The organism is Vreelandella massiliensis (genome assembly GCF_900155385.1).
In the GTDB taxonomy this organism is placed as follows: Bacteria; Pseudomonadota; Gammaproteobacteria; order Pseudomonadales; family Halomonadaceae; genus Vreelandella; species Vreelandella massiliensis.
In genome coordinates this window covers 658,187-680,176 of the sequence record NZ_LT699744.1, presented here as the reverse complement: position 1 = coordinate 680,176, position 21,990 = coordinate 658,187, and the positions used below count along the sequence as shown (strand labels likewise).

The 21,990-nt window shown below is 57.2% G+C and carries 22 protein-coding genes and 1 other RNA gene; 4 read left to right on the top strand and 19 right to left on the bottom strand.

The window, feature by feature from the left end; genetic code table 11:
* Window positions 1-23: 23 nt before the first annotated feature.
* The 11 genes from murG to rsmI all read right to left on the bottom strand — a co-directional run bounded on the left by murG (window position 24) and on the right by rsmI (window position 12,050).
* A complete protein-coding gene (gene murG / locus BQ9846_RS03155; RefSeq protein ID WP_075879156.1) occupies window positions 24-1,118 on the bottom strand; it encodes an undecaprenyldiphospho-muramoylpentapeptide beta-N-acetylglucosaminyltransferase in 1,095 nt (364 codons plus the stop codon).
* Between the two features lie 50 nt (window positions 1,119-1,168).
* The gene (gene ftsW, locus BQ9846_RS03150) at window positions 1,169-2,353 is read right to left on the bottom strand and encodes a putative lipid II flippase FtsW (RefSeq protein ID WP_075879155.1); all 1,185 of its coding nucleotides are present in this window, start codon (window positions 2,351-2,353) and stop codon (window positions 1,169-1,171) included.
* A complete protein-coding gene (murD, locus tag BQ9846_RS03145) occupies window positions 2,350-3,747 on the bottom strand; it encodes a UDP-N-acetylmuramoyl-L-alanine--D-glutamate ligase (RefSeq protein ID WP_075879154.1) in 1,398 nt (465 codons plus the stop codon). The genes ftsW and murD overlap by 4 nt, the downstream gene beginning before the upstream one ends.
* A gap of 9 nt (window positions 3,748-3,756) precedes the next feature.
* The gene (mraY, locus tag BQ9846_RS03140) at window positions 3,757-4,839 is read right to left on the bottom strand and encodes a phospho-N-acetylmuramoyl-pentapeptide-transferase (RefSeq protein WP_075879153.1); all 1,083 of its coding nucleotides are present in this window, start codon (window positions 4,837-4,839) and stop codon (window positions 3,757-3,759) included.
* A 20-nt stretch (window positions 4,840-4,859) separates the two neighbouring features.
* Window positions 4,860-6,239, bottom strand: coding sequence for a UDP-N-acetylmuramoyl-tripeptide--D-alanyl-D-alanine ligase (locus tag BQ9846_RS03135; protein ID WP_075879152.1), 1,380 nt, complete (start codon window positions 6,237-6,239; stop codon window positions 4,860-4,862).
* Window positions 6,236-7,729, bottom strand: a complete 1,494-nt coding sequence (locus BQ9846_RS03130) for a UDP-N-acetylmuramoyl-L-alanyl-D-glutamate--2,6-diaminopimelate ligase (protein WP_075879151.1) — start codon at window positions 7,727-7,729, stop codon at window positions 6,236-6,238. The genes BQ9846_RS03135 and BQ9846_RS03130 overlap by 4 nt, the downstream gene beginning before the upstream one ends.
* Window positions 7,730-7,745: 16 nt before the next feature.
* The gene (locus tag BQ9846_RS03125; protein WP_083651451.1) at window positions 7,746-9,452 is read right to left on the bottom strand and encodes a peptidoglycan D,D-transpeptidase FtsI family protein; all 1,707 of its coding nucleotides are present in this window, start codon (window positions 9,450-9,452) and stop codon (window positions 7,746-7,748) included.
* A complete protein-coding gene (gene ftsL / locus BQ9846_RS03120; RefSeq protein ID WP_075879150.1) occupies window positions 9,449-9,784 on the bottom strand; it encodes a cell division protein FtsL in 336 nt (111 codons plus the stop codon). Before ftsL ends, BQ9846_RS03125 begins: the two co-directional genes overlap by 4 nt.
* A 2-nt stretch (window positions 9,785-9,786) precedes the next feature.
* Window positions 9,787-10,743 (bottom strand): 16S rRNA (cytosine(1402)-N(4))-methyltransferase RsmH, encoded by a 957-nt coding sequence (gene rsmH / locus BQ9846_RS03115; RefSeq protein ID WP_075879149.1) that lies wholly within the window; start codon window positions 10,741-10,743, stop codon window positions 9,787-9,789.
* A 90-nt stretch (window positions 10,744-10,833) separates the two neighbouring features.
* An RNA gene (rnpB, locus tag BQ9846_RS03110) (RNase P RNA component class A) lies at window positions 10,834-11,184 on the bottom strand.
* Window positions 11,185-11,216: 32 nt separating this feature from the next.
* Window positions 11,217-12,050: a 16S rRNA (cytidine(1402)-2'-O)-methyltransferase gene (gene rsmI, locus BQ9846_RS03105; protein ID WP_075879148.1), complete on the bottom strand. Its 834-nt coding sequence runs from the start codon at window positions 12,048-12,050 to the stop codon at window positions 11,217-11,219.
* 139 nt (window positions 12,051-12,189) lie between these two features.
* Between rsmI and BQ9846_RS03100 the strand changes: the two genes are divergently transcribed.
* The 4 genes from BQ9846_RS03100 to BQ9846_RS03085 all read left to right on the top strand — a co-directional run bounded on the left by BQ9846_RS03100 (window position 12,190) and on the right by BQ9846_RS03085 (window position 15,349).
* Window positions 12,190-13,698 (top strand): penicillin-binding protein activator, encoded by a 1,509-nt coding sequence (locus BQ9846_RS03100; RefSeq protein WP_075879147.1) that lies wholly within the window; start codon window positions 12,190-12,192, stop codon window positions 13,696-13,698.
* Window positions 13,688-14,059 carry a YraN family protein gene (locus BQ9846_RS03095; RefSeq protein ID WP_075879146.1) on the top strand — a complete coding sequence of 124 codons (372 nt, stop codon included), beginning with the start codon at window positions 13,688-13,690 and terminating at the stop codon, window positions 14,057-14,059. Before BQ9846_RS03100 ends, BQ9846_RS03095 begins: the two co-directional genes overlap by 11 nt.
* A gap of 22 nt (window positions 14,060-14,081) precedes the next feature.
* Window positions 14,082-14,675, top strand: coding sequence for a phosphoheptose isomerase (locus tag BQ9846_RS03090; protein ID WP_075879145.1), 594 nt, complete (start codon window positions 14,082-14,084; stop codon window positions 14,673-14,675).
* A 98-nt stretch (window positions 14,676-14,773) separates the two neighbouring features.
* Complete coding sequence (locus BQ9846_RS03085) at window positions 14,774-15,349, top strand: BON domain-containing protein (protein WP_075879144.1); 576 nt, start codon at window positions 14,774-14,776, stop codon at window positions 15,347-15,349.
* A 77-nt stretch (window positions 15,350-15,426) separates the two neighbouring features.
* Here BQ9846_RS03085 and BQ9846_RS03080 read toward each other — a convergent pair whose 3' ends face one another.
* The 8 genes from BQ9846_RS03080 to zapE all read right to left on the bottom strand — a co-directional run bounded on the left by BQ9846_RS03080 (window position 15,427) and on the right by zapE (window position 21,829).
* A complete protein-coding gene (locus BQ9846_RS03080) occupies window positions 15,427-15,948 on the bottom strand; it encodes a ClpXP protease specificity-enhancing factor (RefSeq protein WP_075879143.1) in 522 nt (173 codons plus the stop codon).
* A 61-nt stretch (window positions 15,949-16,009) separates the two neighbouring features.
* Complete coding sequence (sspA, locus tag BQ9846_RS03075; RefSeq protein ID WP_075879142.1) at window positions 16,010-16,636, bottom strand: stringent starvation protein SspA; 627 nt, start codon at window positions 16,634-16,636, stop codon at window positions 16,010-16,012.
* Between the two features lie 141 nt (window positions 16,637-16,777).
* Complete coding sequence (locus tag BQ9846_RS03070) at window positions 16,778-17,545, bottom strand: cytochrome c1 (RefSeq protein ID WP_075879141.1); 768 nt, start codon at window positions 17,543-17,545, stop codon at window positions 16,778-16,780.
* Window positions 17,545-18,804, bottom strand: coding sequence for a cytochrome b (locus BQ9846_RS03065; RefSeq protein WP_075879140.1), 1,260 nt, complete (start codon window positions 18,802-18,804; stop codon window positions 17,545-17,547). Before BQ9846_RS03065 ends, BQ9846_RS03070 begins: the two co-directional genes overlap by 1 nt.
* On the bottom strand, window positions 18,804-19,403 hold the full coding sequence (gene petA, locus BQ9846_RS03060) for a ubiquinol-cytochrome c reductase iron-sulfur subunit (protein WP_075879139.1): 600 nt from the start codon (window positions 19,401-19,403) through the stop codon (window positions 18,804-18,806). Before petA ends, BQ9846_RS03065 begins: the two co-directional genes overlap by 1 nt.
* A 210-nt stretch (window positions 19,404-19,613) precedes the next feature.
* Window positions 19,614-20,003: a 30S ribosomal protein S9 gene (rpsI, locus tag BQ9846_RS03055; protein WP_075879138.1), complete on the bottom strand. Its 390-nt coding sequence runs from the start codon at window positions 20,001-20,003 to the stop codon at window positions 19,614-19,616.
* 13 nt (window positions 20,004-20,016) lie between these two features.
* Complete coding sequence (rplM, locus tag BQ9846_RS03050) at window positions 20,017-20,445, bottom strand: 50S ribosomal protein L13 (RefSeq protein WP_075879137.1); 429 nt, start codon at window positions 20,443-20,445, stop codon at window positions 20,017-20,019.
* A gap of 253 nt (window positions 20,446-20,698) precedes the next feature.
* Entirely contained in the window at window positions 20,699-21,829 is a 1,131-nt protein-coding gene (gene zapE / locus BQ9846_RS03045) for a cell division protein ZapE (RefSeq protein ID WP_422821877.1), read from the bottom strand.
* Window positions 21,830-21,990: the final 161 nt, after the last annotated feature.

The window sequence follows — 21,990 nt, the reverse complement described above, 5'->3', positions numbered from 1 at the left end:
GCTTAGGGGCTTGGGGGGTTATGTCAGTCACGCACACTCTCCTTCTGGGCAAGTGTCAAACAGCCTTGCATTAGCCGCTCGGTCGCATCGAGATAGGCGCCTTGACGTGCGTTTGCCGCCATTGAGGCAAGCACATCAGGGCTCAATAAGTGACTTAGCTCTTGGTCAAGTCTTGCCTCGGTCAATGCCGACTGCACCACACAAACGGCAGCGTTTGCTTCGACCAACACTTGAGCATTAATACGCTGATGATCATCCACCGCAAAAGGAAACGGCACAAACAGCGCGGGCTTCGCCGCCGCCGCCAACTCTGCCACCGTCAACGCCCCTGAACGACAAACCACGAGATCCGCCCAGTCGTAAGCCTCGGCCATATCGTCGATAAAAGGGCTTACCCTGGCCTCGACGCCTTGCGCCTGATACGCCGCCCGGGTGGCTTCATCGCGATTTTTGCCGGCCTGATGCCAGACGTCGGGACGTTGCGCCGGGTCTATTTTGGCTAAGGCCGGCGGCAGGCGCTCATTTAACGCGACGGCCCCCAATGACCCACCTACGATTAAAAGGCGTAACCGCCGCGAGCGCATTTCCTCCGCCTGACGAGGCGTTTCTCCCAGTGCGGCAATATCCGCTCGCACCGGGTTACCAATCACCTCGGCGCGCTGGCCAAAGGCTTGCGGGAATGCGGCATAGGTGCGCTTTGCCAAACGTGACAGCGTGCGATTTGTTAGCCCGGCAACGGCGTTTTGCTCATGGATGACAAGGGGTGTACGGCTCAACCAAGCGGCAATGCCGCCGGGGCCACTGGCAAAGCCGCCAAGCCCCACCACCACATCGGGACGAAAGCGGCGTATGATGGCACGCGCCTGCCATACCGCGCGGGCAATATTGATCGGCGCTTTAAGCCAACCGCCCACACCGTTACCCCGCAGACCGCTGATACGCAATTGATGCAGCGGTATCCCCGCATCGGGAACCAGTTGGTTTTCAATCCCCCTGGGGCTCCCTAGCCACTGAACTTCCACATTTTGCGCTTTCAGCGCCCTTGCCAGCGAAAGCGCCGGGATCACGTGGCCACCGGTGCCTCCCGCCATGATTAATACACGTTGACACGCCGTCATTATCTCGCGGCTCCTTGGTTTTGTTTCGCGACCACTTGCTCGTTCCCCGTCTAAGAAAGGCGCGGCTCGCGACGCGCTTTATAGGGAGTGGGCTTACGCCGGGGCTGTCGGCGGGGTTCAACATCGGGGCGCAGCAACAGTCCAACCATGATGCCTGTCACCAGCAGGCTAGAGCCGCCATAGCTGATAAGCGGCAGCGTCAATCCTTTGGTCGGCAGCAAACCGGAGCTCACCGCCATATTGATAAAAGCCTGGGCGGCAATGATAAAGCTCAGCCCGTAGCTCACATAGGCACCGAAAAGGTGCCCGGCAATTTCGGCACGCCGGGCAATCAATAACGCCCGTATAATCAGCAGCGTAAAAAGTAGCACCAAGCTAATAGCCCCGATCATCCCCAGCTCTTCTGCCAGGACGGCGAAAATAAAGTCGGTATGCGCCTCGGGCAGATAGTGAAGTTTCTGCACGCTATTGCCCAGGCCGGTGCCAGTGACATGGCCGCGACCAAAGGCAATCAGCGCCTGTGTTAGCTGATACCCGGTAGCGAATTGATCTGCCCAGGGGTCGAGAAAGCTGGTCCAGCGAGCCAGGCGGTACGGCTCTATGACCACTAGCAGCACCGCCCCACCACCCAGCAGCAGTCCTATTAGCAGTAGTAAAAACATCGAAGCCCCGGCCATCACCAGCATGCCAATCACCGCAATGCTATACACCACCGCGCCACCAAAGTCCGGCGCGGCAAGCAAGAGCCCGACCGGCAAAGCCAAGACCACTAACGGCCGCCATACACTTAAGGCGCGGCGGCGTAATTCGTAGGTAAAACGCGACATAAACGCCGCCATGTAGAGCACCAAGCCCAGCTTGCCGAATTCAGACACCTGGATACTGGGAAACGGCCCGGGTAATGCAATCCAGCGCTTGCTGCCGTTGATTTCCTGACCAATAAAGAGCACCAACCCCAGTAGAAATAGGGTCGCAAGCATCAACAAACCGGCATTCTGCCGCCATGCTTCCAAGGGAAGGCTAACCACCGCAAGGGTTGCCAGGATCGCCAAAAAGAGAAAAATGCCGTGCTGGCGCACATAGTAAAAGCTACTATCGAGCAGGCCGATCGACGCCGAACTGACCATGACCCAGCCCAACGCCGCCAGCGCCATCGCCGCCATCAAAAGCCAAATATCACAGGGCAAGTCGCGCGCTGAAAGGGTCGTTTGCCAACGCTTAAGCCAAAGGGTCATAAACGCTCCTGCTGAGAGGCAGCGTACTTTTTCACCCAGTGGCAAAAGACCTCGCCCCGGCGCTGATAGTTAGGAAATTGATCCAGACTTGCGCACGCCGGCGACAGCAGCACACAATCGCCCGGCTTGGCGGCACCTGCCGCCGCTTCCAGTGCCTCGGTTAAACCGGCGAAGCGATGCGTTTCCACGTGCGCGTTTAACGCGGCCTCAAGGCGGGGGGCGTCACGCCCAAATAGCAGCGCTTGGCGTGCGTAAACCCCAAGTGGGTCAGCTAAAGGAGAGAAGTCAGCCCCTTTACCATCGCCCCCGGCGAGCAAAATAAGCTGGCCGCTAAGCGTGGGGCCGATCCCCTCAATCGCCGCCAGTGTCGCCCCTACGTTGGTGCCCTTTGAGTCATTGACAAAGCTCACGCCATTGACCGTGGCGACCCACTCGCTGCGATGTTTCAACCCATTAAATTGACGCAACACATCGATCATTGCCTTACGTTCAAAGCCTAGCAGCCGCCCCATCGCTAACGCCGTCAATGCATTGAGCTGGTTGTGCCGTCCGGTCATACCCAGCTCGCGCACTGGCAGCCAAGGGGTTTTGCCCTGCATCAAACAGAGTTCACCCGCGCTTTTCCCCAGCCCCCACTCCCGATCACTCTCTGTTGGCGCCTTATGCGTAAAGTAAGTGACATCCGCAACGTTACTGGCGGCATCTGGCCAGGTATTGGGGTCGTCGGCGTTGACCACGGCATGTTCAGCCGCGAAAAAAATACGCTGTTTCGCCGCACGGTAGGTCGCCATATCGCCGTGGCGATCCAGGTGATCTTCGCATAGATTAAGAAATGCCGCGCACTTGGCGCCCAGTTGGGGCGTGGTTTCGAGCTGGAAGCTGGAAAGCTCCAGAATATACAGCTCTGACTCGGGTTTCTGCGCCAAAAGATCGAGCGCCGGGGTGCCTAGATTACCGCCCACCGCCGCGTTTACGCCTGAGGCTAAGGCCATTTCTCCCAGTAGCGTGGTCACGGTCGATTTGGCATTGGAACCGGTGATCGCGGCAATGGGTGCCGTGGCCGCGCGCACAAAAAGCGCGATTTCGCCCACAACGCGAGGTTCACCGGTATTGGGGTTGATTGCATCGGCCAAGGCGTCAAGGCCGGGGGCGCGGGGATCGACACCAGGACTTACCACCACTTCTTTCACTTGGCTAAGGTCAAGCTCGGTTAGCGGGCCGCAATGGATAGCCACGTCGGGATACGCACGTTTGACGTCATCAAGCCCGGGCGGATGCGTTCGTGTATCGGCAATCACAAAAGGCACACCGTGACGTGCCAAATGGCGACAGATGGCACGCCCTGAAATCCCTAGCCCCACCACCACGGTGGCGCCTTTTGGCACGGCTATCATCATGGCCTCCTAGCGAATCTTGAGCGTGGCCAAGCCAAGCAGCACCAGCACAACGGTGATAATCCAAAAACGTACGATGACCCTTGGCTCTGGCCACCCTTTCAATTCGTAATGGTGGTGCAAAGGGGCCATACGGAAGATACGCCGCCCGGTCATTTTGTAAGAGCCCACTTGCAAAATGACGGAGACAGTCTCAAGGACAAAGATGCCCCCCATGATGAAAAGCACGATCTCTTGGCGCACAATCACCGCGACAACCCCTAGCGCGGCGCCTAGCGCTAACGCACCCACATCGCCCATAAAGACTTGCGCGGGATAGGTGTTAAACCATAAAAAGCCGAGCCCAGCGCCTGCAATCGTGGCGCAAAAAACCGCCAGTTCGCCGGTGCCGGCGATGAAGGGAATGTGCAGGTAGTTGGCAAAGACGGTATTGCCGCTGGCGTAGGCAAACACTGAAAGCCCCATGGCCACCAAAACAGTGGGCATAATGGCCAAGCCATCGAGACCATCGGTTAAGTTCACCGCGTTGGAGCTGCCCACGATGACCAAATAGGTCAACACGATATAAAAAACGCCCAATGGTATGACAATATCTTTAAACACCGGGAGTAAAAGACTGGTTTCCACCGGTGTCGCAGCGGTGAGATAGAGCACGGCAGCGGCGCCAAGCCCCACCACCGACTGCCAGAAATACTTCCAGCGTGCCGGCAAGCCACGGGGATTTTTCTCCACGACTTTGCGGTAGTCATCCACCCAGCCAATGGCGCCAAACCCAAGGGTCACGCCGAGCACCACCCAGACATAGTGGTTAGTCAGGTCGCCCCAAAGCAGCGTGCTCAAGGCAATGGCGATCAGAATCATCGCCCCGCCCATGGTGGGCGTGCCCGCTTTAGACAAATGGGACTGTGGGCCATCATCACGAACCGCCTGGCCAATCTGCCCCTCCACCAAGCGCCGAATTACCCATGGACCAAGCCATAAACAGAGCAGGAGTGCGGTAAGAGACGCTAAAATAACGCGCAGCGTCAAATAGTTAAACACCTGTAAGCCCGGTTGAAACTGCGCTAAGAAATTCGCCAAATGGAGTAACATGAACGGCGGTTACCTTATGGTTAACATGATGTTTCTAAGTATGAATCGTCTATGCGCAACGCCTCGACCAAACGCTCCATTCCAGCGCTACGCGACCCTTTGACCAATAAACTGGCATTAGGCGGCAAGGCGTGCACCAGAAACGCCTCAAGTGCGGCATAGTCAGCAAAATGATGCCCTTGACCAAACGCCTCGCTGGCGGGTTTTGCCGCTTCCCCGAGCGTCAACAGTTGATCGACGCCCAGCCTGGCAGCATGAGCCCCCACCTCTGCATGAAGCGCGTCTGACTCGGTGCCAAGCTCCCCCATGGCGCCTAGCGCGCACCAGCGTGGCCCCGGAAAGCGCATAAGCGCCTCCAGCGCGGCTTTCACCGCACCGGGGTTAGCGTTATAGGAGTCATCCAAAAGCGCGCCACCTTGGCGGTGCGAGACTACCTGAAGGCGCCCCGGCAAGGCGGTAAGCGTTGACAGGCGAGCGACCACCTCATCGCTTGGTACCCCGATACTCAGCGCCGCGGCCGCGGCCGCCAAGGCATTGAGCACATTGTGCTGGCCCACTAGCGAAAGCGTGACGCGACCAAGCGCCTGCCCGTTTTTAATAAGCGTAAAAGCATAACGCCCTTGGGCATCACAAGAAAGCGCCTTGGCGCTTACCTGGGCCTCGGGGTGCAGGCCAAAGCTCACTACCTGCCTTGGCGCTGCGCACTGCTGCCAAAAGTGAAAGTAGCGATCATCACGGTTAAGCACCGCCGTGCCATGAGAAGGCAAGGCGTGCAGAATTTCGCTTTTGGCCTGGGCAATTTGCCCCATGCCACCAAACTCGCCCACGTGCGCGCCAGTCACGTTAGTGATCACCGCCACTTGGGGCTTGACCAAAGGAGCGGTCCAAGCGATTTCGCCTAGGTGGTTGGCCCCTAACTCGACAACAGCGGCACGATGTGACGCACACAACCCTAAAAGGGTTAACGGTGCGCCGATATCATTATTTAGGTTCCCCTGGGTCGCATGCACCGTACCGTAGGCTTTCAGCAACGCCGCGGTCATCTCTTTTACCGTGGTTTTGCCGCTGTTACCCGTAATCGCTACCACCGGCCCTTGCCAGCGCTTTCGCCACGCGCATGCAAGCAGCCCAAGCCCTAGCCGCGTATCTGCACAGATGATCTGGGGAAGCGGGCACTCATCGTCACGCTGAGATACCAGAGCCGCCACGGCACCCTGCGCATACGCCGAGGCAAGAAAAGCGTGGCCGTCAAAACGCTCCCCTTTTAGCGCGACAAATAGGCATCCCGGTGAGATACGACGTGAGTCCGTTACGACCGACGTCACGTTTAACGCCTCATCGCCGCCCGAGCATTCGCCCCCTACCGCATGCGCTACCTCTTTTAGCGTTAACGCGGTCATGCTTGGCCTCGTGCGTCCAAGGCCTTTTGCACTTCGTCGCTATCCCGATACGGCTCACGCTCACCGTTTATCTCTTGGTACGCTTCGTGGCCTTTACCGGCTACCAGAATGACATCATCGGGGCCCGCGCTTGCGACCACATGCGCAATCGCGGCACGCCGATCGCCGATCTCGGTGACGTTATCCGCCTGACTAAAACCTGAGAGGATCTCCTGGCGGATCGCCGCGGCGGACTCGCTACGCGGGTTATCATCGGTCACCACGCAGTGATCCGCGTGGGCCTCGGCAACGCGCGCCATCTCCGCTCGTTTGCCGCTATCGCGATCCCCACCGCAGCCAAACACGCACCATAAGCGGCCGGCATGACCTAAATGGGCTTGCAACGCCTGCAGCGCCTTATGCAGTGCGTCCGGTGTATGCGCGTAATCCACCACCACACTTGGGGCGCCATCTCGCTGGTATAACTCCATGCGACCGGGTACCGGCGCAATATGCGCCGCGGCACTCACGAGCGCGTCGATGGATTCGCCCAAACCGTAAAGCGTGGCCATGGCCAACAAGACGTTATCCAGATTAAAGCGCCCCATCAGGGCAAAATTGAGCACTTTCTCCTCGTCAGGCGTGGCGATAACCGCCTGCTGCCCTTTGGCATGGGGCGACCACTCAAGCACGCGTAGCGTTACCGCTTCGTCTTGCCCGGTCGCCAATACCCGAACCTCGTCCGAGCAGCCTGACAACATCAGCCGCGCAAGAGGATCATCGCCATTGACCACGGCGAGTTCCAGCTCCCTGCGGCGAAACAGCTTGGATTTCGCCGCGGCATAGGCGGCCATGCTGCCGTGATAATCCAGGTGGTCGCGGGTTAGGTTGGTGAAGACACCCACTTTGACATCCACCGCATCCAAGCGATTTTGGTCAAGCGCGTGAGAGGAGGCTTCAAGAGCAATACGACGCACGCCGTCATGGGCCATTTCGCCCAGCGTGGCTTGCAGTGCCAGCGGCCCCGGCGTGGTCAAGCCGCTATCCGCCAATGTGCCGGTGCGCCCCACCCCCAACGTGCCGACCACTCCCGCAGGCGTACCGAGCTGATCGCTTAGATCGGCGATATAGTGAGTGACCGAACTTTTGCCGTTGGTGCCCGTCACGGCGATCACGTCGATATCGCTTGGCACTTTGAACAAAGCGCGGCCCAGCTCGCCCAAGCGCAGCGACAAGTGCGGCATAACCAGCACGCGCCCCTCAAGACTCACGTCGCCATTACGTGCGTGGCTGAGCACCAACGCGGCTCCCGCATCAAGTGCCGCCTCGATAAAGTCGCGCCCGTCACGCTGACTGCCGGGCACGGCGATAAAAATATCCCCTGGCTTAACGAGGCGTGAATCGGTGATCAGTCGCACGTTGTCAGGCAACCCGGGTAAGGCTTCTGGCAGCTTTGCCGTTGGCCATACCTGCTTGAGCGCCGTGACTACATCGCGTGAACTTAATGTCATGCTTTCTCCTTCAAACCTAGGGCACCTCATGATCTGGCGGGACATCCAACAGCCGCAGTGCGTTGCCGGTGACGCTGGAAAAAACCGGAGCGGCCACGGCCCCCCCGTAAAACTCACCGGCTTTGGGGTTATCAATCATCACAACGGTCACAATACGCGGATCAGAGATCGGTGCGACACCGGTAAACACGCTACGGTAAGCGTTGGTGTCGTACCCCGAGACTCCCGTTTTACGCACGGTGCCGGTTTTCCCACCGACGCGGTACCCCTCTACCCGCGCGCGACGCCCCCCTGAGTAAGCGCCAACCGAAGATTCCAGTATACGCAGCAGATCATTCGCGACCTCAGGGTCAATCGAGGGAATGCCTTCCGGCGCTTGCCTCAGGCGCAACAGGGAAGGCGGCATCCTGACACCGTTATTGGCAATGGCGGTGTAAGCGCTCGCAAGCTGCAGGGCCGTCACGGATAAACCGTAACCATACGATAGCGTGGCTTTCTCGCTACGCGACCAACGAATTGGGGCCGGCAAACTGCCCGCCGATTCGCCAGGAAAGCCCGTACCGGGATTATGCCCAAACCCCAGCTGGTTGTATTTTTCCCAAATCGCCATGTCGTGAAGCTCTAACGCCAATTTAGACATCCCAATATTGGACGATTTTTCCAAAATCCCGGCCAAATCGAGCTGCCCATAATCGCGAATATCACGAATCGTATACTCATCAATGCGCATCCAACCGGGGGAAGTATTCACCACAGTATCGCGATCAAACTGGCTACTTTCCAATATCGCCGCCATGGCGAGGGGTTTCACCACCGAGCCGGGCTCAAACACATCCACCACCGCCTGGTTGCGCAGCCCGCGGGGATCGAGGCCGGCGCGATTATTGGGGTTGTACGAGGGTAAGTTCGCCATCGCCAGCACTTCGCCGTTGCGTGCATCCATCATCACCACCACACCGCCATCCGCGCGATGCTCGGCAACCGCCGCGCGCAGTTCGCGGTATGCCATGTACTGAAGGCGCTGATCGATGGCCAGGGTGAGCTCTCCGCCGGGCTCTGCCTCTTTCAACACGCCGAGCTCGCGGATCAAGCGGCCACGGCGGTCTTTAAGAATCCGCCGCTGCCCCGGCTGGCCGGCCAAATAGGGTTGGTAGGCCAGTTCCAGCCCCTCTTGCCCCACGTCATCCACGTTGGTCACCCCCAGCAGTTGCGCGGCGACCTCACCGGCAGGGTAGTAGCGTTTGTACTCCTGCTGGGAGTACACCCCCGGGGTGCGCAAATCGAGAATATGCTGGGCGGCTTGAGGGGTCATATGGCGGCGTAAGTACATGAACTCATGCTCGCTAAAGCGCGCCAGGCGTGCCTCGAAATCAAGCAGGTTCATACCCAGGGCTTGGGATAGCACCACGCGCTGCAGAGGGTCTTGGGTTAACTCTTGCGGGTTCGCCCATAACGTCACCACCGGCGTTGAAATCGCCAACGGCTCTCCGTTGCGATCGGTGATCATACCGCGGTGCGCAGGAATCGTTTCATGCCGCATTGTGCGCGCATCCCCCTGGCTCTGGAGAAAGGGGCGATCAATGACCTGCAACAGCGTGATGCGGCCAATGAGTACGACAGCGACGGCGACAATGGCGCAAAGCACTAGCAGAAAGCGGCCACCGGCAAGCGGCGGCGCGATGGGAGTGGCACGCGATGAAACGCCTCGGTTTGCGCGACTCACGGCCGAATCACCTCAACGTCGTGGACATCGGGAATGCGCATGTTCAAACGCTCGGTCGCAATACGCTCCACTCGGGCCGGCGTCGACCAAGCGCCCTCTTCAAGCAACAGCTGACCCCACTCGGTATGCAGCTGATTTTTCTCCTGCTCCAAGCGCTGAAGCTCGGCAAACGCAACGCGCGTTTGATGGGTGGTGATGACCACGGCTAGGCCTGTGCCCAGACACAGCAAAAACAGCAGCGCGTTGAAAAGGGGCCACAACCGAAAGCGCAGGCGAAATGGCCACTCGGCACGCATCGATGCGGCCCACTGCTGAACATTGATCCGTGCCATTCCTAAGCCCGCTTACGCGCCGCACGCATCACCGCGCTACGCGCGCGTGGGTTTTCCGCCACTTCTTCCTCCGTAGGGCGCTGACCTTTCCCAAGGGCCTCTAAACGGCGATTAAGCTGGTCATCGCGAATAGGCACGCCCCGGGGCAAATCTGTATCGCCACGCACGTGATGGCGAATAAAGCGCTTGACGCGGCGGTCTTCCAGGGAGTGGAAGCTGATCACCACTAAGTGACCGCCAGGCGCAAGCGCGTCTAGGGCAGCTTCTAGGGCGGCGTCGAGCTGTTCGAGTTCGCCATTGAGGTAAATACGCAGGCCTTGAAAGGCTTTGGTCGCCGGATGCCGGCCCTTTTCCCAAGCCGGGTGCGCAGCTTTTAGCACCTCGGCAAGATCCACGGTATGGGTAAAAGGTTGTTCACGGCGGCGGGTAACGACGGCACGCGCCAAGCGCTTGGCAAAGCGCTCTTCACCGTAGGTTTTGAACACCTGGGCGATGTCAGCCTCGCTGGCTCGCGCAAGGAATTGCGCCGCACTTTCGCCTTGAGTCGGGTCCATTCGCATATCAAGCGGGCCATTGCGCATAAAACTAAAGCCCCGCTCGGGGTCATCTAGTTGCGGCGAAGAGACACCCACATCGAGCAAAATTCCCGCGAGCTTACCGTGAACGCTTTGCTCGCGGGCAACATCCGCCAGGCGAGCAAAATCGCGCTGCACCATGGTAAAGCGGGGGTCATCTATCTCGGCGGCCGCCGCTACCGCCTGCGGGTCGCGGTCGAGCGCGATCAAACGCCCCGCCTCGCTTAGGCGAGATAAAATAACCCGTGAGTGACCGCCACGTCCAAAGGTGCCATCCAGATACACGCCATCGGGCTGATGCACGAGCGTATCGACGGCGCCGTCAAGCAGTACACTGGTATGACGAAAGCGATTAGCGGCGTTTGCCGCCTCTGATGCTGGCATGTAGCTCTCACACAGAACGATGGCCTGACCCACTTGGGGTGATGGCGCATGGCATTGTCAGGAGAGCGCGCTAAGTCGCTCTTTGCATGATTGGGGAGTCGGCCGATAAGCCGGGTTCTGTCGTGGACAGCCATTCCTCTAGGCGCTACGTTACCGCAGCGCTCAAGCAACCTACCCGGACCCAGCGCGGGCCACGCCATTGGGTCCCTATTTGGTCTTGCTCCGAGTGGGGTTTACCTTGCCACGCACTGTTGCCAGGCGCGCGGTGCGCTCTTACCGCACCCTTTCACCCTTACCGGCCTCGAAAGGCGTAGGCGGTCTACTCTCTGCTGCACTTTCCGTCGGCTCACACCGCCCAGGCGTTACCTGGCACTCTGCCCTATGGAGCCCGGACTTTCCTCCCCTGCCCGCAAAGGCAGCGGCGACTGTCTGGCCAACTCCGGCGGCAAGCATACCAGCGCCCCCGCCCGGCCTCAATCATCGCTTTTGATTGCTTGTAGTCGGGCATACCAACTCTGCTTGCGGCCACCGAACACACGGGCGGCAACCGCGGCGCTCTGTTTGACGCCGACACCCTCCGCTAATAGCGTTTTTAACAGCGTCTCTTCCGAAAATGCGTGCTGACTCTGCTCGGTTCTGGGCGGCGCCCCATGCACCATCACCACAAACTCACCCCGAGCCTGATTGGGATCCTCCTCTAGCTGAATCAAAAGCTCCGCTGGCGTGCCGCTCAGAAACGTCTCGAAGGTCTTGGTCAGCTCGCGGGCAAGCACCACCTCACGCTGCCCCATCACCTCACTGAGCGCCGCGAGCGTAGGCACAATACGGTGCGGGGATTCATAAAACACGAGCGTTGCTTCATGCCCCTGCCACTGTTCGAGCGCTTGTTTGCGCACGGCGGGCTTGGCAGGCAGAAAACCCGCGAAAGTAAACCGATCCGTGGGAAGCCCAGCGGCGGATAGCGCGGTGATGAGCGCTGACGGGCCGGGCACGGGAACAATATGGCGCCCCCGCTGGCGCAGCGCGCGGACAAGCACAAACCCAGGGTCACTGATCAGCGGCGTGCCGGCATCGCTGATCAGCGCGATATCCTCGCCCGCCGCGAGATAGCGGTCGAGCTGCTCAACGCGCTGGGCTTCATTATGATCATGCAGGGAGAGCATCGGCACATTCAGCCCCAAATGGGCGAGAAGCCGTCCACTATGGCGCGTATCCTCCGCGGCAATTCGCGCTACACTACCAAGAGTTTGGGCAGCGCGGGGCGAGAGGTCTTGTAAATTCCCAATCGGTGTAGCAACCACGTACAATGTTCCGGGTTGTGATGCATCTAGACACGACGCACTTGCAAATGACGTACCTGGAAACGATGTGCCCGAATGACCGTGTGTCATCTTTACTCCTGGTGAACGAAAAACGGCAGCGCCAATGGCAACTAAGGAAGGATACATGAAACCGCTATATCGTGGCTTACTCTCCCTGACGCTCACGGCCCTTTTTGTAGCGGGCTGTGCTGTTCAGCAGCCACCTAGCGTGGTCGACCGCGTGCCCGATGAGGACCCCAACCGCCTTCTCAGCCAAGCCCAGGAGCAAGCGCCCGCACAAGCCGCGCAAACGCGCCTGGAGGCAGCGACGATTTACGCGCGCCAAGGCCTGCGCGACGAAGCCTTTGCCGCCGCCGATAAACTGGATGCCGGGCAGCTGTCTGAATCCGAGCGCGTGCGCTGGGCGCTCCTCTACTCAGGGCTTGCCCGTGCACTGGATGAGCCCCGCGCGGTTTTAAAAGCCTCCGCGGTCCTTGAGCAAGAACTGGCGATGTCGGCTGACCAACAGCAAACCCTGCAAGAGCGCAGACGCTGGGCGCAGGACGCACTCGACCAGCCGGACCCTGAACGCTTTGCGCTACCCGAATTCAGTGTAGACGTGGAGCGGATAGCGGTATTTTTACCCGAATCCGGGCCGCTGGAAAATGTCGCCTCGGCGCTTGCCACTGCAATACGCCGCCATCACGACATGCAAGATAGCGACATACAGCTTCGCTTTATCGATGCCGCCCAATACGATCTCGACACACTTTATGACCGCGCTGAGCAAATGGGGGCGCAAATGGTCATTGGCCCCCTCGACAAAAGCCAAGTGACAGCACTAGAGCAGCGCCCAAGCGTGCCACTGCCCACCTTGGCGCTTAATTACGGCAAGAACCCACATAATCAGGCCACGCGCTTATTTCAGTTCGGCTTATCGGCGGAAGACGAGGCCCGTCAAGCAGCGCAGCGCGCCTGGCTGGATGGCCATCGCCAGATGGCGCTCATGGTGCCCGATAATGATTGGGGCCGGCGGGTCGGCGAAGCCTTCTGGAACGAGTGGCGCGAACAAGGCGGCGAGATCACTAACGCGGTGCGTTACAACCCCGATAGCGCGGTTTCCAATTCGGTAAAGACCGCCCTTAATGTGCGCGGTGAGCGCGCCCAGCTAGATAATATCGACGCTCTGTTTTTGCTCGCCGTCCCCGACTATGCGCGACAAGTTCCGCCTACCCTCGATTATTACTACGCCCCAGAGCTACCCATTTACGCTACGTCGCACCTCCACGAAGGGCAGCGACAGCCGCGCTTAGACCAAGACTTAGACGGTGTGATGTTCATGGATATTCCCTGGCAAATACCCGATGCGGCGGTGGGCGGAGAAGAAGTCCTGCCCTTTTACGCTACGTATCGAGCCTTGCGCGAAGAGAGCGACGCCTCGATGTTCAGCCTTAAAGCAATGGGGGTTGACGCTTTCGAGATCGCGACCAACTTAGAGGCCCTGACCAACGCTGAAAGCCTCAATGGCGCAACCGGGCGTCTTTACCTTACCGCTGATGGGCGCATCTACCGCGAACTGCCTTGGGCGAAGTTCCAGAACGGCACCCCGGCACCGATCCTCATTCAAGGGTTATCAACATCCGATGAGCCATAACGCTCAAACGGCACGTGCGCGGGGTGCGGCGATTGAGCAGCGAGCAGCCGAGTGGCTTCAGCTGCGCGGGCTGACACTTTTAGGCCGCAATCTGTGCGCTAAAGGCGGCGAGCTGGACTTGGTAATGCAAGACGGCGACACGCTGGTGTTTGTCGAGGTCAAGCACCGGATGACCACGCAGTTTGGCCACCCGCTAGAAGCCGTCACCGCGAAGAAGCAGCAGCGTCTTGTACACGCTGCCCGGGTGTATCTCGCTAAACGTCAGCTGTGCTGCCCGTGCCGCTTTGATATTCTAGCCGTTGTGGGCTCGCCGCCTGACTTAACCTTCGAATGGGTACAAGCAGCCTTCGACGCATTTTGACGCCAGCAATCAGGATCTTTAGATGGATTTTCAGTCGCGCATACTTGGCCATTTTAACGCCAGCATTGATACCAAAACGTACGCCAGTGAAGTGTTGCCCCCTTTCATTGAGGTCGCCAGCCAAATGATGGTGCAGAGTTTGGTCAATGAGGGCAAAATTCTTACATGCGGCAACGGTGGAAGCGCAGGCGACAGTCAACACTTCTCCTCTGAACTGCTGAATCGGTTTGAGCGCGAACGCCCGAGCCTCCCGGCGCTAGCACTCACAACGGATACCTCGACACTCACGTCGATTGCCAACGACTACACCTACAACGAAGTGTTTTCCAAACAAATCCGCGCCCTGGGACAGCCGGGGGATGTGCTGCTTGCCATCTCCACTAGCGGTAACTCAGCCAATATTGTTCAGGCGATTCAGGCCGCGCACGACAGAGAGATGACCGTCGTGGCGTTAACCGGGCGTGATGGAGGCGATATGGCGTCGCTTTTGGGGCAGGATGATTGTGAAATCCGCGTGCCCGCCACCTCCACTGCGCGCATTCAAGAAGTACACCTTTTGGTGATCCACTGCTTATGTGACTTGATTGATGAACAACTCTTTGGCGGCGCCGTCTAATATTACTAAAGGCGCTTAAGACGTTTCCGGTTGATTACCCAACCATCCGTGGCGCATCAGGCGCTATCACGTGCCACCACTCTATTAAGGAACACTCTATGTCCGTTATCCCCTTTTCCTCACGCTGGCTGACGGCCGCCTTGCTGTTTGGACTGCTGATGCTCAGCGGCTGCGCAACCCAAACCGCCTCTAACCCCGATAATTACGGTAACCGAAGCAGTGACGTCGAAGCGGTTGACGCCGTCATCGAACGGGAAGTGGAAAAAGCCCTCGCCCGCACCGACGGCCGACTGGAAGACGCACGCATCCGCCCGCATAGCTATAACGGCGTTGTACTGTTGGTCGGCCAAGTCCCCAGCGAAGAACTCCGCGAGATGGCGGGCAGGGTCACCAAGGATATCCGCGGTGTGGAAGAGGTTCACAATGAGCTAACGATCGCCGCGCGACTTCCTGCTGGGCAGCGCCTGACCGATAGCTGGCTGACCACCAATGTGATTAGCCAATTAGCCACAAACGACCGTATTGACTCCTCCAAGCTAAAAGTGACCACCGAGAATGCCAGCGTTTATCTCATGGGTATCGTGTCACGTAGCGAAGCGGATCGGATTGTTAACGCCGCCTCGAATGTAAGAGGCGTTCAGCGAATTGTTAAGGTTTTTGAATACTTAGACTAACAGAGCCTTTATAACAACAAGGCCTCGATGTGCGTCGAGGCCTTGTTGTAAGCGCGGATCAAATGTAGCGATCTTATCTATTTAATTACCCGCAGCGTCGGCTTTTTCTTGCCGCTGGAAGCGCCTTTTTTAGCGGAAGATTGCTTATCCCCGCCCTCATTGCCTTTACCTACTTCCTCTTCATCACCGGCCTGCTCGCTTGGCCCAGTCACTGAAAGTTCAGGCTTTCCAGGGGCGTCGCTATGGGACTCGGCCTCAGCCGACTCCTCTTCATCAGCGGCGTCAAGCTCTGGTTCATGGCCAAAGACCATGCCCGCGCCATTCTCGCGCGCGTAAATAGCAATCAATGCGGGCGTGGGAATCATCACCTGCATCGGCTGGCCACCAAAGCGTGCATTAAAGCCAATGGCTTGATTTTCCATAAAAAGATCGCGCACTGCCGTAGGGGCCACATTAAGGACGATCTGGCCGTTTTGCACAAACTGTTTCGGCACTTCAACGCCCGGCTGAGTGGCATCGACCACCAGGTAAGGCGTCAGTTCGTTATCAACCAGCCATTCGTAAAGTGCTCTCGCCAGATAGGGGCGACTGGAACGCATGATGTTCCCCTCCTACCGTTTGCCCAAGATTACCCTCTGATAGAGGCAGGGACAGAGTGAATTATGCGCGCATCTCTTTTTCGCACTCATTCAACGAGGCTTTAAATGCCTCACGCTCAAAGACACGCGCCATATAGCTCATCAGTGGCTGCACTTGCTTCTCCGGCAACTCGATATTCAGCTCCGGCAGGCGCCACAAAATGGGTGCCAAGCAGCAGTCAACCAGCGTAAATTCGTCGCTCATGAAGAAGGGCATATCTTCAAAAATAGGCGAAATACCTACCAAGCTCTCACGAAGCTCTTTGCGTGCTTTATCCGCTTCCTTTTTACCCCCGGTACGAATCTGTTCGACCTTGGGACACCATTCGCGCTCGATACGGTGCATCCAAAGACGGCTCTGGGCACGCGCAACGGGATAAACCGGCAACAGCGGCGGATGCGGGAAACGCTCGTCTAGGTACTCCATCATTACCTTAGACTCGTAAAGCACCAAATCACGATCCAATAGCGTCGGCACGCTATTGTAGGGGTTCAAGTCCGCTAGCTCTTCGGGAGGATGCTCGTCGTTGACCTCAACGATTTCCACCGCGACTCCTTTTTCAGCCAGCACAATACGTACCCGATGGCTAAAGTGATCATCATTACCTGAGTAAAAGATCATCGACGACCGTTTGGCCACTACACCCATGAAATCATCCTCGCATCAAACCAACTTAAGATCATAACACGCAACTAACTTCGCCGGGTAAAACAGACAAATGGATTACCGCTAGCAACACAAAGGGCGCGCGACACATGCCGCACGCCCTTTGCTACGCGTCATACTCGTTTAATGAATATCGCGCCAGTACTCACGCTTCAGCAAGTAAGCAATCACACCGAAAATAAAGATAAAAATCAGCACTTTCGGCGCAAGCGCTTGAGCTTGAAGCTTAGATGGCTCGCCCGCATAAGCCAGGAAGTTGGTAAGGTCGTAAACGGCCTTTTCAAACTCTTCTGGCTCTAGCTCACCTGGCTGTGTCACTTGCAACACTTCGCAGGACTGATACTTGCCGGTCAGCGGATCAAGCTCTGCACCCTCAATGTGTCGGTCGGTCTGTGCACACACCTTCTCTTGAACACCCTGCAAGGGCTCCAAGACGTTAGGCATTGCGACCAGCTCAAACACCGCGTTATTGACACCTGTCGTTGTGCTCGGATCTTTATAAAAGCTCAACAGGTAAGAGTAGATCCAGTCCGTACCGCGTAGACGGGCTTCCAGGGTCAAATCGGGCGGCGGCGCGCCGAACCAACCTTCAGCATCATCGCTATTCATCGCGATGTGCATCTGGTCATTGAACGCAAGAGCAGGCGAAAAGATAAGATTCTCTTCCACCAGGTCCTGCGGCATACCCAAATCTTCCGCCGCGCGCGAGAAGCGCTGATGCTCTAACGAGTGGCAGCCCATGCAGTAGTTCACATACAGCTGCATCCCATTTTGCAACGACTCTTTATCGGCCAGGTCTGGCTCCATGGAGTACGGCACGCTAGTGCCACCAGCGGCCATCGCCGTTACTGGGAGCAGCGCGAATAGCAGTGCAAATAGTTGCTTTTTCATTAGCCAGTCACCCTTTCCGGAACGGGTTTAGTCTTCTCCAGCTTGGTATAAATTGGCATAAGCAGGAAGAAAGCGAAGTAAATGGCTGTACATACTTGAGCCAGGATAGTACGGGCGCCGGTCGACGGCAGTACACCCAACACCCCGAGGATGACAAAGCTGATAGCAAAGAGCGTAAGCATCACTTTGGACATCCAGCCCTTGTAGCGCATGGAGCGTACCGGGCTACGGTCAAGCCACGGCAGAACAAAGAGTATGGCAATCGCACCGCCCATGAAGACAACACCCAAGAACTTAGCATCAAGACCAAAGATCGAGAATGTAATCGCACGCAGGATGGCGTAAAACGGTGTGAAGTACCAAACCGGGGCAATATGATCCGGCGTCTTGAGCGGGTTCGCGGGCTCAAAATTGGGCTTCTCAATGAAGTACCCTCCCCCTTCTGGGAAGTAGAACACCACAATGCAGAAGACAAACAGGAACACCGCCAAACCCACCAGGTCTTTCACGGTGTAGTAAGGGTGGAACGGGATGCCGTCCAACGGCTTACCGGTTTCATCCTTCTTCTTCTTGATGTCGATACCGTCTGGGTTGTTGGAACCCACTTCGTGCAGCGCAATAATGTGCAGTACGACGAGCGCCAAAATGACGATCGGTAGGGCCACAACGTGAAGCGCGAAGAAGCGGTTAAGCGTAATGCCGGAAATCAGGTAGTCGCCGCGCACCCACTGGGCCAGATCAGGACCAATGCCGGGAATAGCGGAGAACAGCGAGATAATAACCTGAGCCCCCCAATAAGACATCTGACCCCACGGCAGCAGGTAGCCCATAAAGGCTTCCGCCATCAGCGCAAGGTAGATGGTCATACCGAAGATCCAGACTAACTCGCGCGGGGCTTTATACGAACCATAAAGCAGCCCACGGAACATATGCAGATAAACGACGACAAAGAAAGCGGAAGCGCCGGTGGTGTGCATATAGCGGATTAACCACCCCCACTCCACGTCGCGCATAATGTATTCAACGGAATCAAACGCCCCCTCGGCTGAGGGGTTATAGCTCATGGTCAGCCAGACGCCGGTTAAAATTTGGTTAACCAGCATAAGCAGGGCTAACGAGCCAAAAAAGTACCAGAAGTTAAAGTTCTTCGGTGCGTAGTACTTCGATAGATGATCTTGCCACATTTGCGTGGCGGGAAAGCGGTCATCGACCCAACGCATGATACCGCTTTCAGCCTTGGCTTTATTTGGATTACCCATCAGGCAGACTCCTCATCTTCGCCAACGATAATGATATCGTCGCTTTCAAAGCGATACGGCGGCACTTCGAGGTTGGTAGGAGCAGGAACATTGCTAAATACGCGACCAGCCAAATCAAAGCGAGAGCCGTGACAAGGGCAGAAGAACCCCCCCGGCCAGTTATCCGTCCCCACCCCTTCCGCGTCAGGCTCGGGGCGATAAAGCGGGGAGCAGCCTAGGTGTGTACAAATACCAATCAAAACACCGATATCGCGCTTAATAGAGCGTAGTGTTCCCGACACATAGCTTGGCTGCTGCGGCACTTCTGAGTTGGGGTCAGCTAACCGGCTGACATCCAATGACTCAGTCCGCTCAATCATTTCGGGTGTACGATTGATAATCCACACCGGGCGACCGCGCCACTCCACCGTCATTCGCTGACCTGGCTCTAGCTTGGACACATCCGCCTGTACGGGAGCACCCGCTGCTCTCGCCTTGGCACTAGGCTGCCAAGAAGCCACAAAGGGAACCGCAACCCCGACAGCACCTACCGCCCCCACTACGGAGGTAGCACCTACGAGGAAACGGCGCCGACCTTTGTTTACGCCGTTATCTGCCATTTTTGGTTTCTCCCATCAGCTTACCCGTACCGCCACAAAGGCATATTGCAGCGACAAATATCAAATGCGCTCTATGGTAAAAAAACTAAGCGCTCTGCACAAGAACAACCGCCCTTGACCAAGGTGGAAGAAAAAGCACAAATTATTGATATTTAAACAAAAAAAACGCCCAGGCCTGTGACCTGGGCGTTTTGCCGCATTGCGCTAAAATTAACGCTTAGAGAACTGCGGACGACGGCGTGCTTTACGCAGACCGACTTTCTTACGCTCAACCTGGCGAGCGTCACGCGTAACGTAGCCCGCTTCACGCAGCGCAGGACGCAGGTCTTCGTTGTAGTTCATCAGGGCACGGGTGATACCGTGGCGAATCGCACCGGCTTGCGCCGAGCCGCCGCCACCTTCAACGGTCACGTAGACGTCGAACTGGTTCAGGGTATCGGTCAACTCGAGGGGCTGACGAACCACCATGCGGCCCGTTACACGACCGAAATATTGATCAAGCTCGCGGTTGTTGACAGTGATCTTGCCGGATCCCGGCTTAAGGAAAACGCGGGCGGTGGAAGTCTTGCGGCGCCCGGTACCGTAATACTGCTGTGTCATGGCGAAGATTTCCTCAGATGTTCAGTTCAAGCGGCTGTTGAGCAGCGTGCGGATGCTCGGCACCAGCATAGACTTTCAGCTTGGAGTACATAGCGCGACCCAGCGGGCCTTTCGGCAGCATGCCTTTAACGGCAGACTCGATAATACGCTCGGGGGCATGATCGATCATTTTATCGAACGTCATCGAACGCAGGCCACCCGGGTAACCGGTGTGGCGATAATACGTTTTCGCCTTGGCTTTGTTACCGGTCACTTGGACTTTCTCGGCATTGATCACGACGATGTAATCACCGGTATCAACGTGAGGGGTAAATTCGGGCTTATGCTTGCCACGCAGGCGGCGAGCAATCTCGGTGGCCAGACGACCGAGCGTTTTGTCCGTCGCGTCGACAACATACCAGTCGCGCTGGACGGACTGCGGCTTAGCACTGAACGTCTTCATGGATGAAATCACCAGATTAAGTGTGTTGGGTACCCTTAAGCTCTCTAATAAATAAAGCGCGAAAGCTTAGTACCATCCCTATTTTTCTTGGTTGCCCACTAAGATCAGTGGGCAACGTTGAGCGAGGCGGCATTCTACAGTAAGAGCCACATTGAGTTAAAGGCTTTTTTGCTTTAAAACTGTGACAGCTCTTCCCTTGTGATAGCTCTCCCCCATCTCCAGGCCCGGCTAGCTGCCAAACCCTACCTTTCGGCTAGGGCTTATGCGCCAAAGCGAGATAGTCGTGCGACTGCATCTCTTGCAGACGCGAAAGGGTGCGCTGAAACTCAAAGTCCAGCTTGCCGCCGCTATAAAGGGAGGCAATAGGCACTTCTGCGGACATAAGAAGCTTGACGCCGCGATCGTAAAACTCATCCACCATATTGATGAAGCGCCGCGCCTGATCATCGGATTTTGCTCCCATTTGCGTCACATTGGACACCAGGACGGTATGAAACTCCCGCGCGAGCTCAATATAGTCGTTCTGACTTCGCGGCCCATCGCACAGCTCGCGAAACTCAAACCACACCACGTCGTCGTGAATACGGCGCGTTTTTAATACCCGATGATTCACTTCCAGCGGCGCATCGAGTTCCCCTTCATGGCCGGAGATTTCCCTGAAGCTACGCAAAAGCTCGATTTCCGCCGCATCATCGAGCGGGGCGTGAAAAATCTCGGCACGCTCAAGCACGCGCAGGCGGTAGTCGATTCCCGAGTCGACATTCACCACGTCGCAGTGGCGATTGAGCAGTTCAATAGCGGGAATGAATCGCGCACGCTGCAGGCCATCTTTGTAGAGATCGTCGGGAACGATATTTGACGTAGCCACCAAGACAACGCCCTGCTCAAACAGCGCTTCTAGCAAGTTAGCCAAGATCATGGCGTCGGTAATGTCTTTGACAAAAAACTCGTCAAAGCAAATCACACGCGCTTCGGCGGCGAACTTGCCGGCGATCAGCTTGAGCGGGTCTTTTTCGCCCTTATAGTGATTTAGCTCGTTATGTACTCGCTGCATAAAACGGTGGAAGTGCGTGCGCATCTTATCGGCAAAGGGCAGCGCTTCGTAAAAGGTATCGACAAGGTAGGTCTTTCCCCGACCCACACCGCCCCAAAAGTAGAGACCACGCACTCGCGGCAGGACGGGATGCTCTTTTTTAGGCGCAGACTTGCCCATGAAACCCGCCATCTTTGCCTTTAGCCCCTTCTTGGCCGCTACCTTTTTAGGCTGGGTGGTGGGCGTGCTGACAAGATCGTCGTACAGCCTTTGCAGGTGCTCGACGGCCGCCTTTTGCGCCGGGTCGTATTCAAAGCCATCCCTTTCAAGGTCTGCGCGATAGCGCTCCATAGGGGTTTTAGGTCGAGTCACAGCGTCTCCATGAGCAGAGGTGAAGGCCATAGCATAAATCTCCAACAGCTCGCTTTGAGCCAATATTGTCAGTCGCACAATATTCAGTGGCGCAAGTTTATACGCCGAAGGCACGCAAAGCACATGAGCGCATTGACCCA

Coding starts and splice junctions, on each gene's coding strand:
- zapE (WP_422821877.1), bottom strand. CDS start 21,829: ATGGAGCGCTATCGCGCAGACCTTGAAAGGGATGGCTTTGAATACGAC.
- sspA (WP_075879142.1), bottom strand. CDS start 16,636: ATGGGTGTAGTGGCCAAACGGTCGTCGATGATCTTTTACTCAGGTAAT.
- rplM (WP_075879137.1), bottom strand. CDS start 20,445: ATGAAGACGTTCAGTGCTAAGCCGCAGTCCGTCCAGCGCGACTGGTAT.
- ftsL (WP_075879150.1), bottom strand. CDS start 9,784: ATGGCACGGATCAATGTTCAGCAGTGGGCCGCATCGATGCGTGCCGAG.
- murD (WP_075879154.1), bottom strand. CDS start 3,747: ATGATAGCCGTGCCAAAAGGCGCCACCGTGGTGGTGGGGCTAGGGATT.
- BQ9846_RS03095 (WP_075879146.1), top strand. CDS start 13,688: ATGAGCCATAACGCTCAAACGGCACGTGCGCGGGGTGCGGCGATTGAG.
- BQ9846_RS03090 (WP_075879145.1), top strand. CDS start 14,082: ATGGATTTTCAGTCGCGCATACTTGGCCATTTTAACGCCAGCATTGAT.
- BQ9846_RS03130 (WP_075879151.1), bottom strand. CDS start 7,729: ATGACATTAAGTTCACGCGATGTAGTCACGGCGCTCAAGCAGGTATGG.
- rsmH (WP_075879149.1), bottom strand. CDS start 10,743: ATGCCAGCATCAGAGGCGGCAAACGCCGCTAATCGCTTTCGTCATACC.
- BQ9846_RS03135 (WP_075879152.1), bottom strand. CDS start 6,239: ATGACCGCGTTAACGCTAAAAGAGGTAGCGCATGCGGTAGGGGGCGAA.
- BQ9846_RS03070 (WP_075879141.1), bottom strand. CDS start 17,545: ATGAAAAAGCAACTATTTGCACTGCTATTCGCGCTGCTCCCAGTAACG.
- rpsI (WP_075879138.1), bottom strand. CDS start 20,003: ATGACACAGCAGTATTACGGTACCGGGCGCCGCAAGACTTCCACCGCC.
- BQ9846_RS03100 (WP_075879147.1), top strand. CDS start 12,190: ATGAAACCGCTATATCGTGGCTTACTCTCCCTGACGCTCACGGCCCTT.
- BQ9846_RS03080 (WP_075879143.1), bottom strand. CDS start 15,948: ATGCGTTCCAGTCGCCCCTATCTGGCGAGAGCACTTTACGAATGGCTG.
- ftsW (WP_075879155.1), bottom strand. CDS start 2,353: ATGACCCTTTGGCTTAAGCGTTGGCAAACGACCCTTTCAGCGCGCGAC.
- BQ9846_RS03085 (WP_075879144.1), top strand. CDS start 14,774: ATGTCCGTTATCCCCTTTTCCTCACGCTGGCTGACGGCCGCCTTGCTG.
- murG (WP_075879156.1), bottom strand. CDS start 1,118: ATGACGGCGTGTCAACGTGTATTAATCATGGCGGGAGGCACCGGTGGC.
- BQ9846_RS03065 (WP_075879140.1), bottom strand. CDS start 18,804: ATGGGTAATCCAAATAAAGCCAAGGCTGAAAGCGGTATCATGCGTTGG.
- mraY (WP_075879153.1), bottom strand. CDS start 4,839: ATGTTACTCCATTTGGCGAATTTCTTAGCGCAGTTTCAACCGGGCTTA.
- petA (WP_075879139.1), bottom strand. CDS start 19,403: ATGGCAGATAACGGCGTAAACAAAGGTCGGCGCCGTTTCCTCGTAGGT.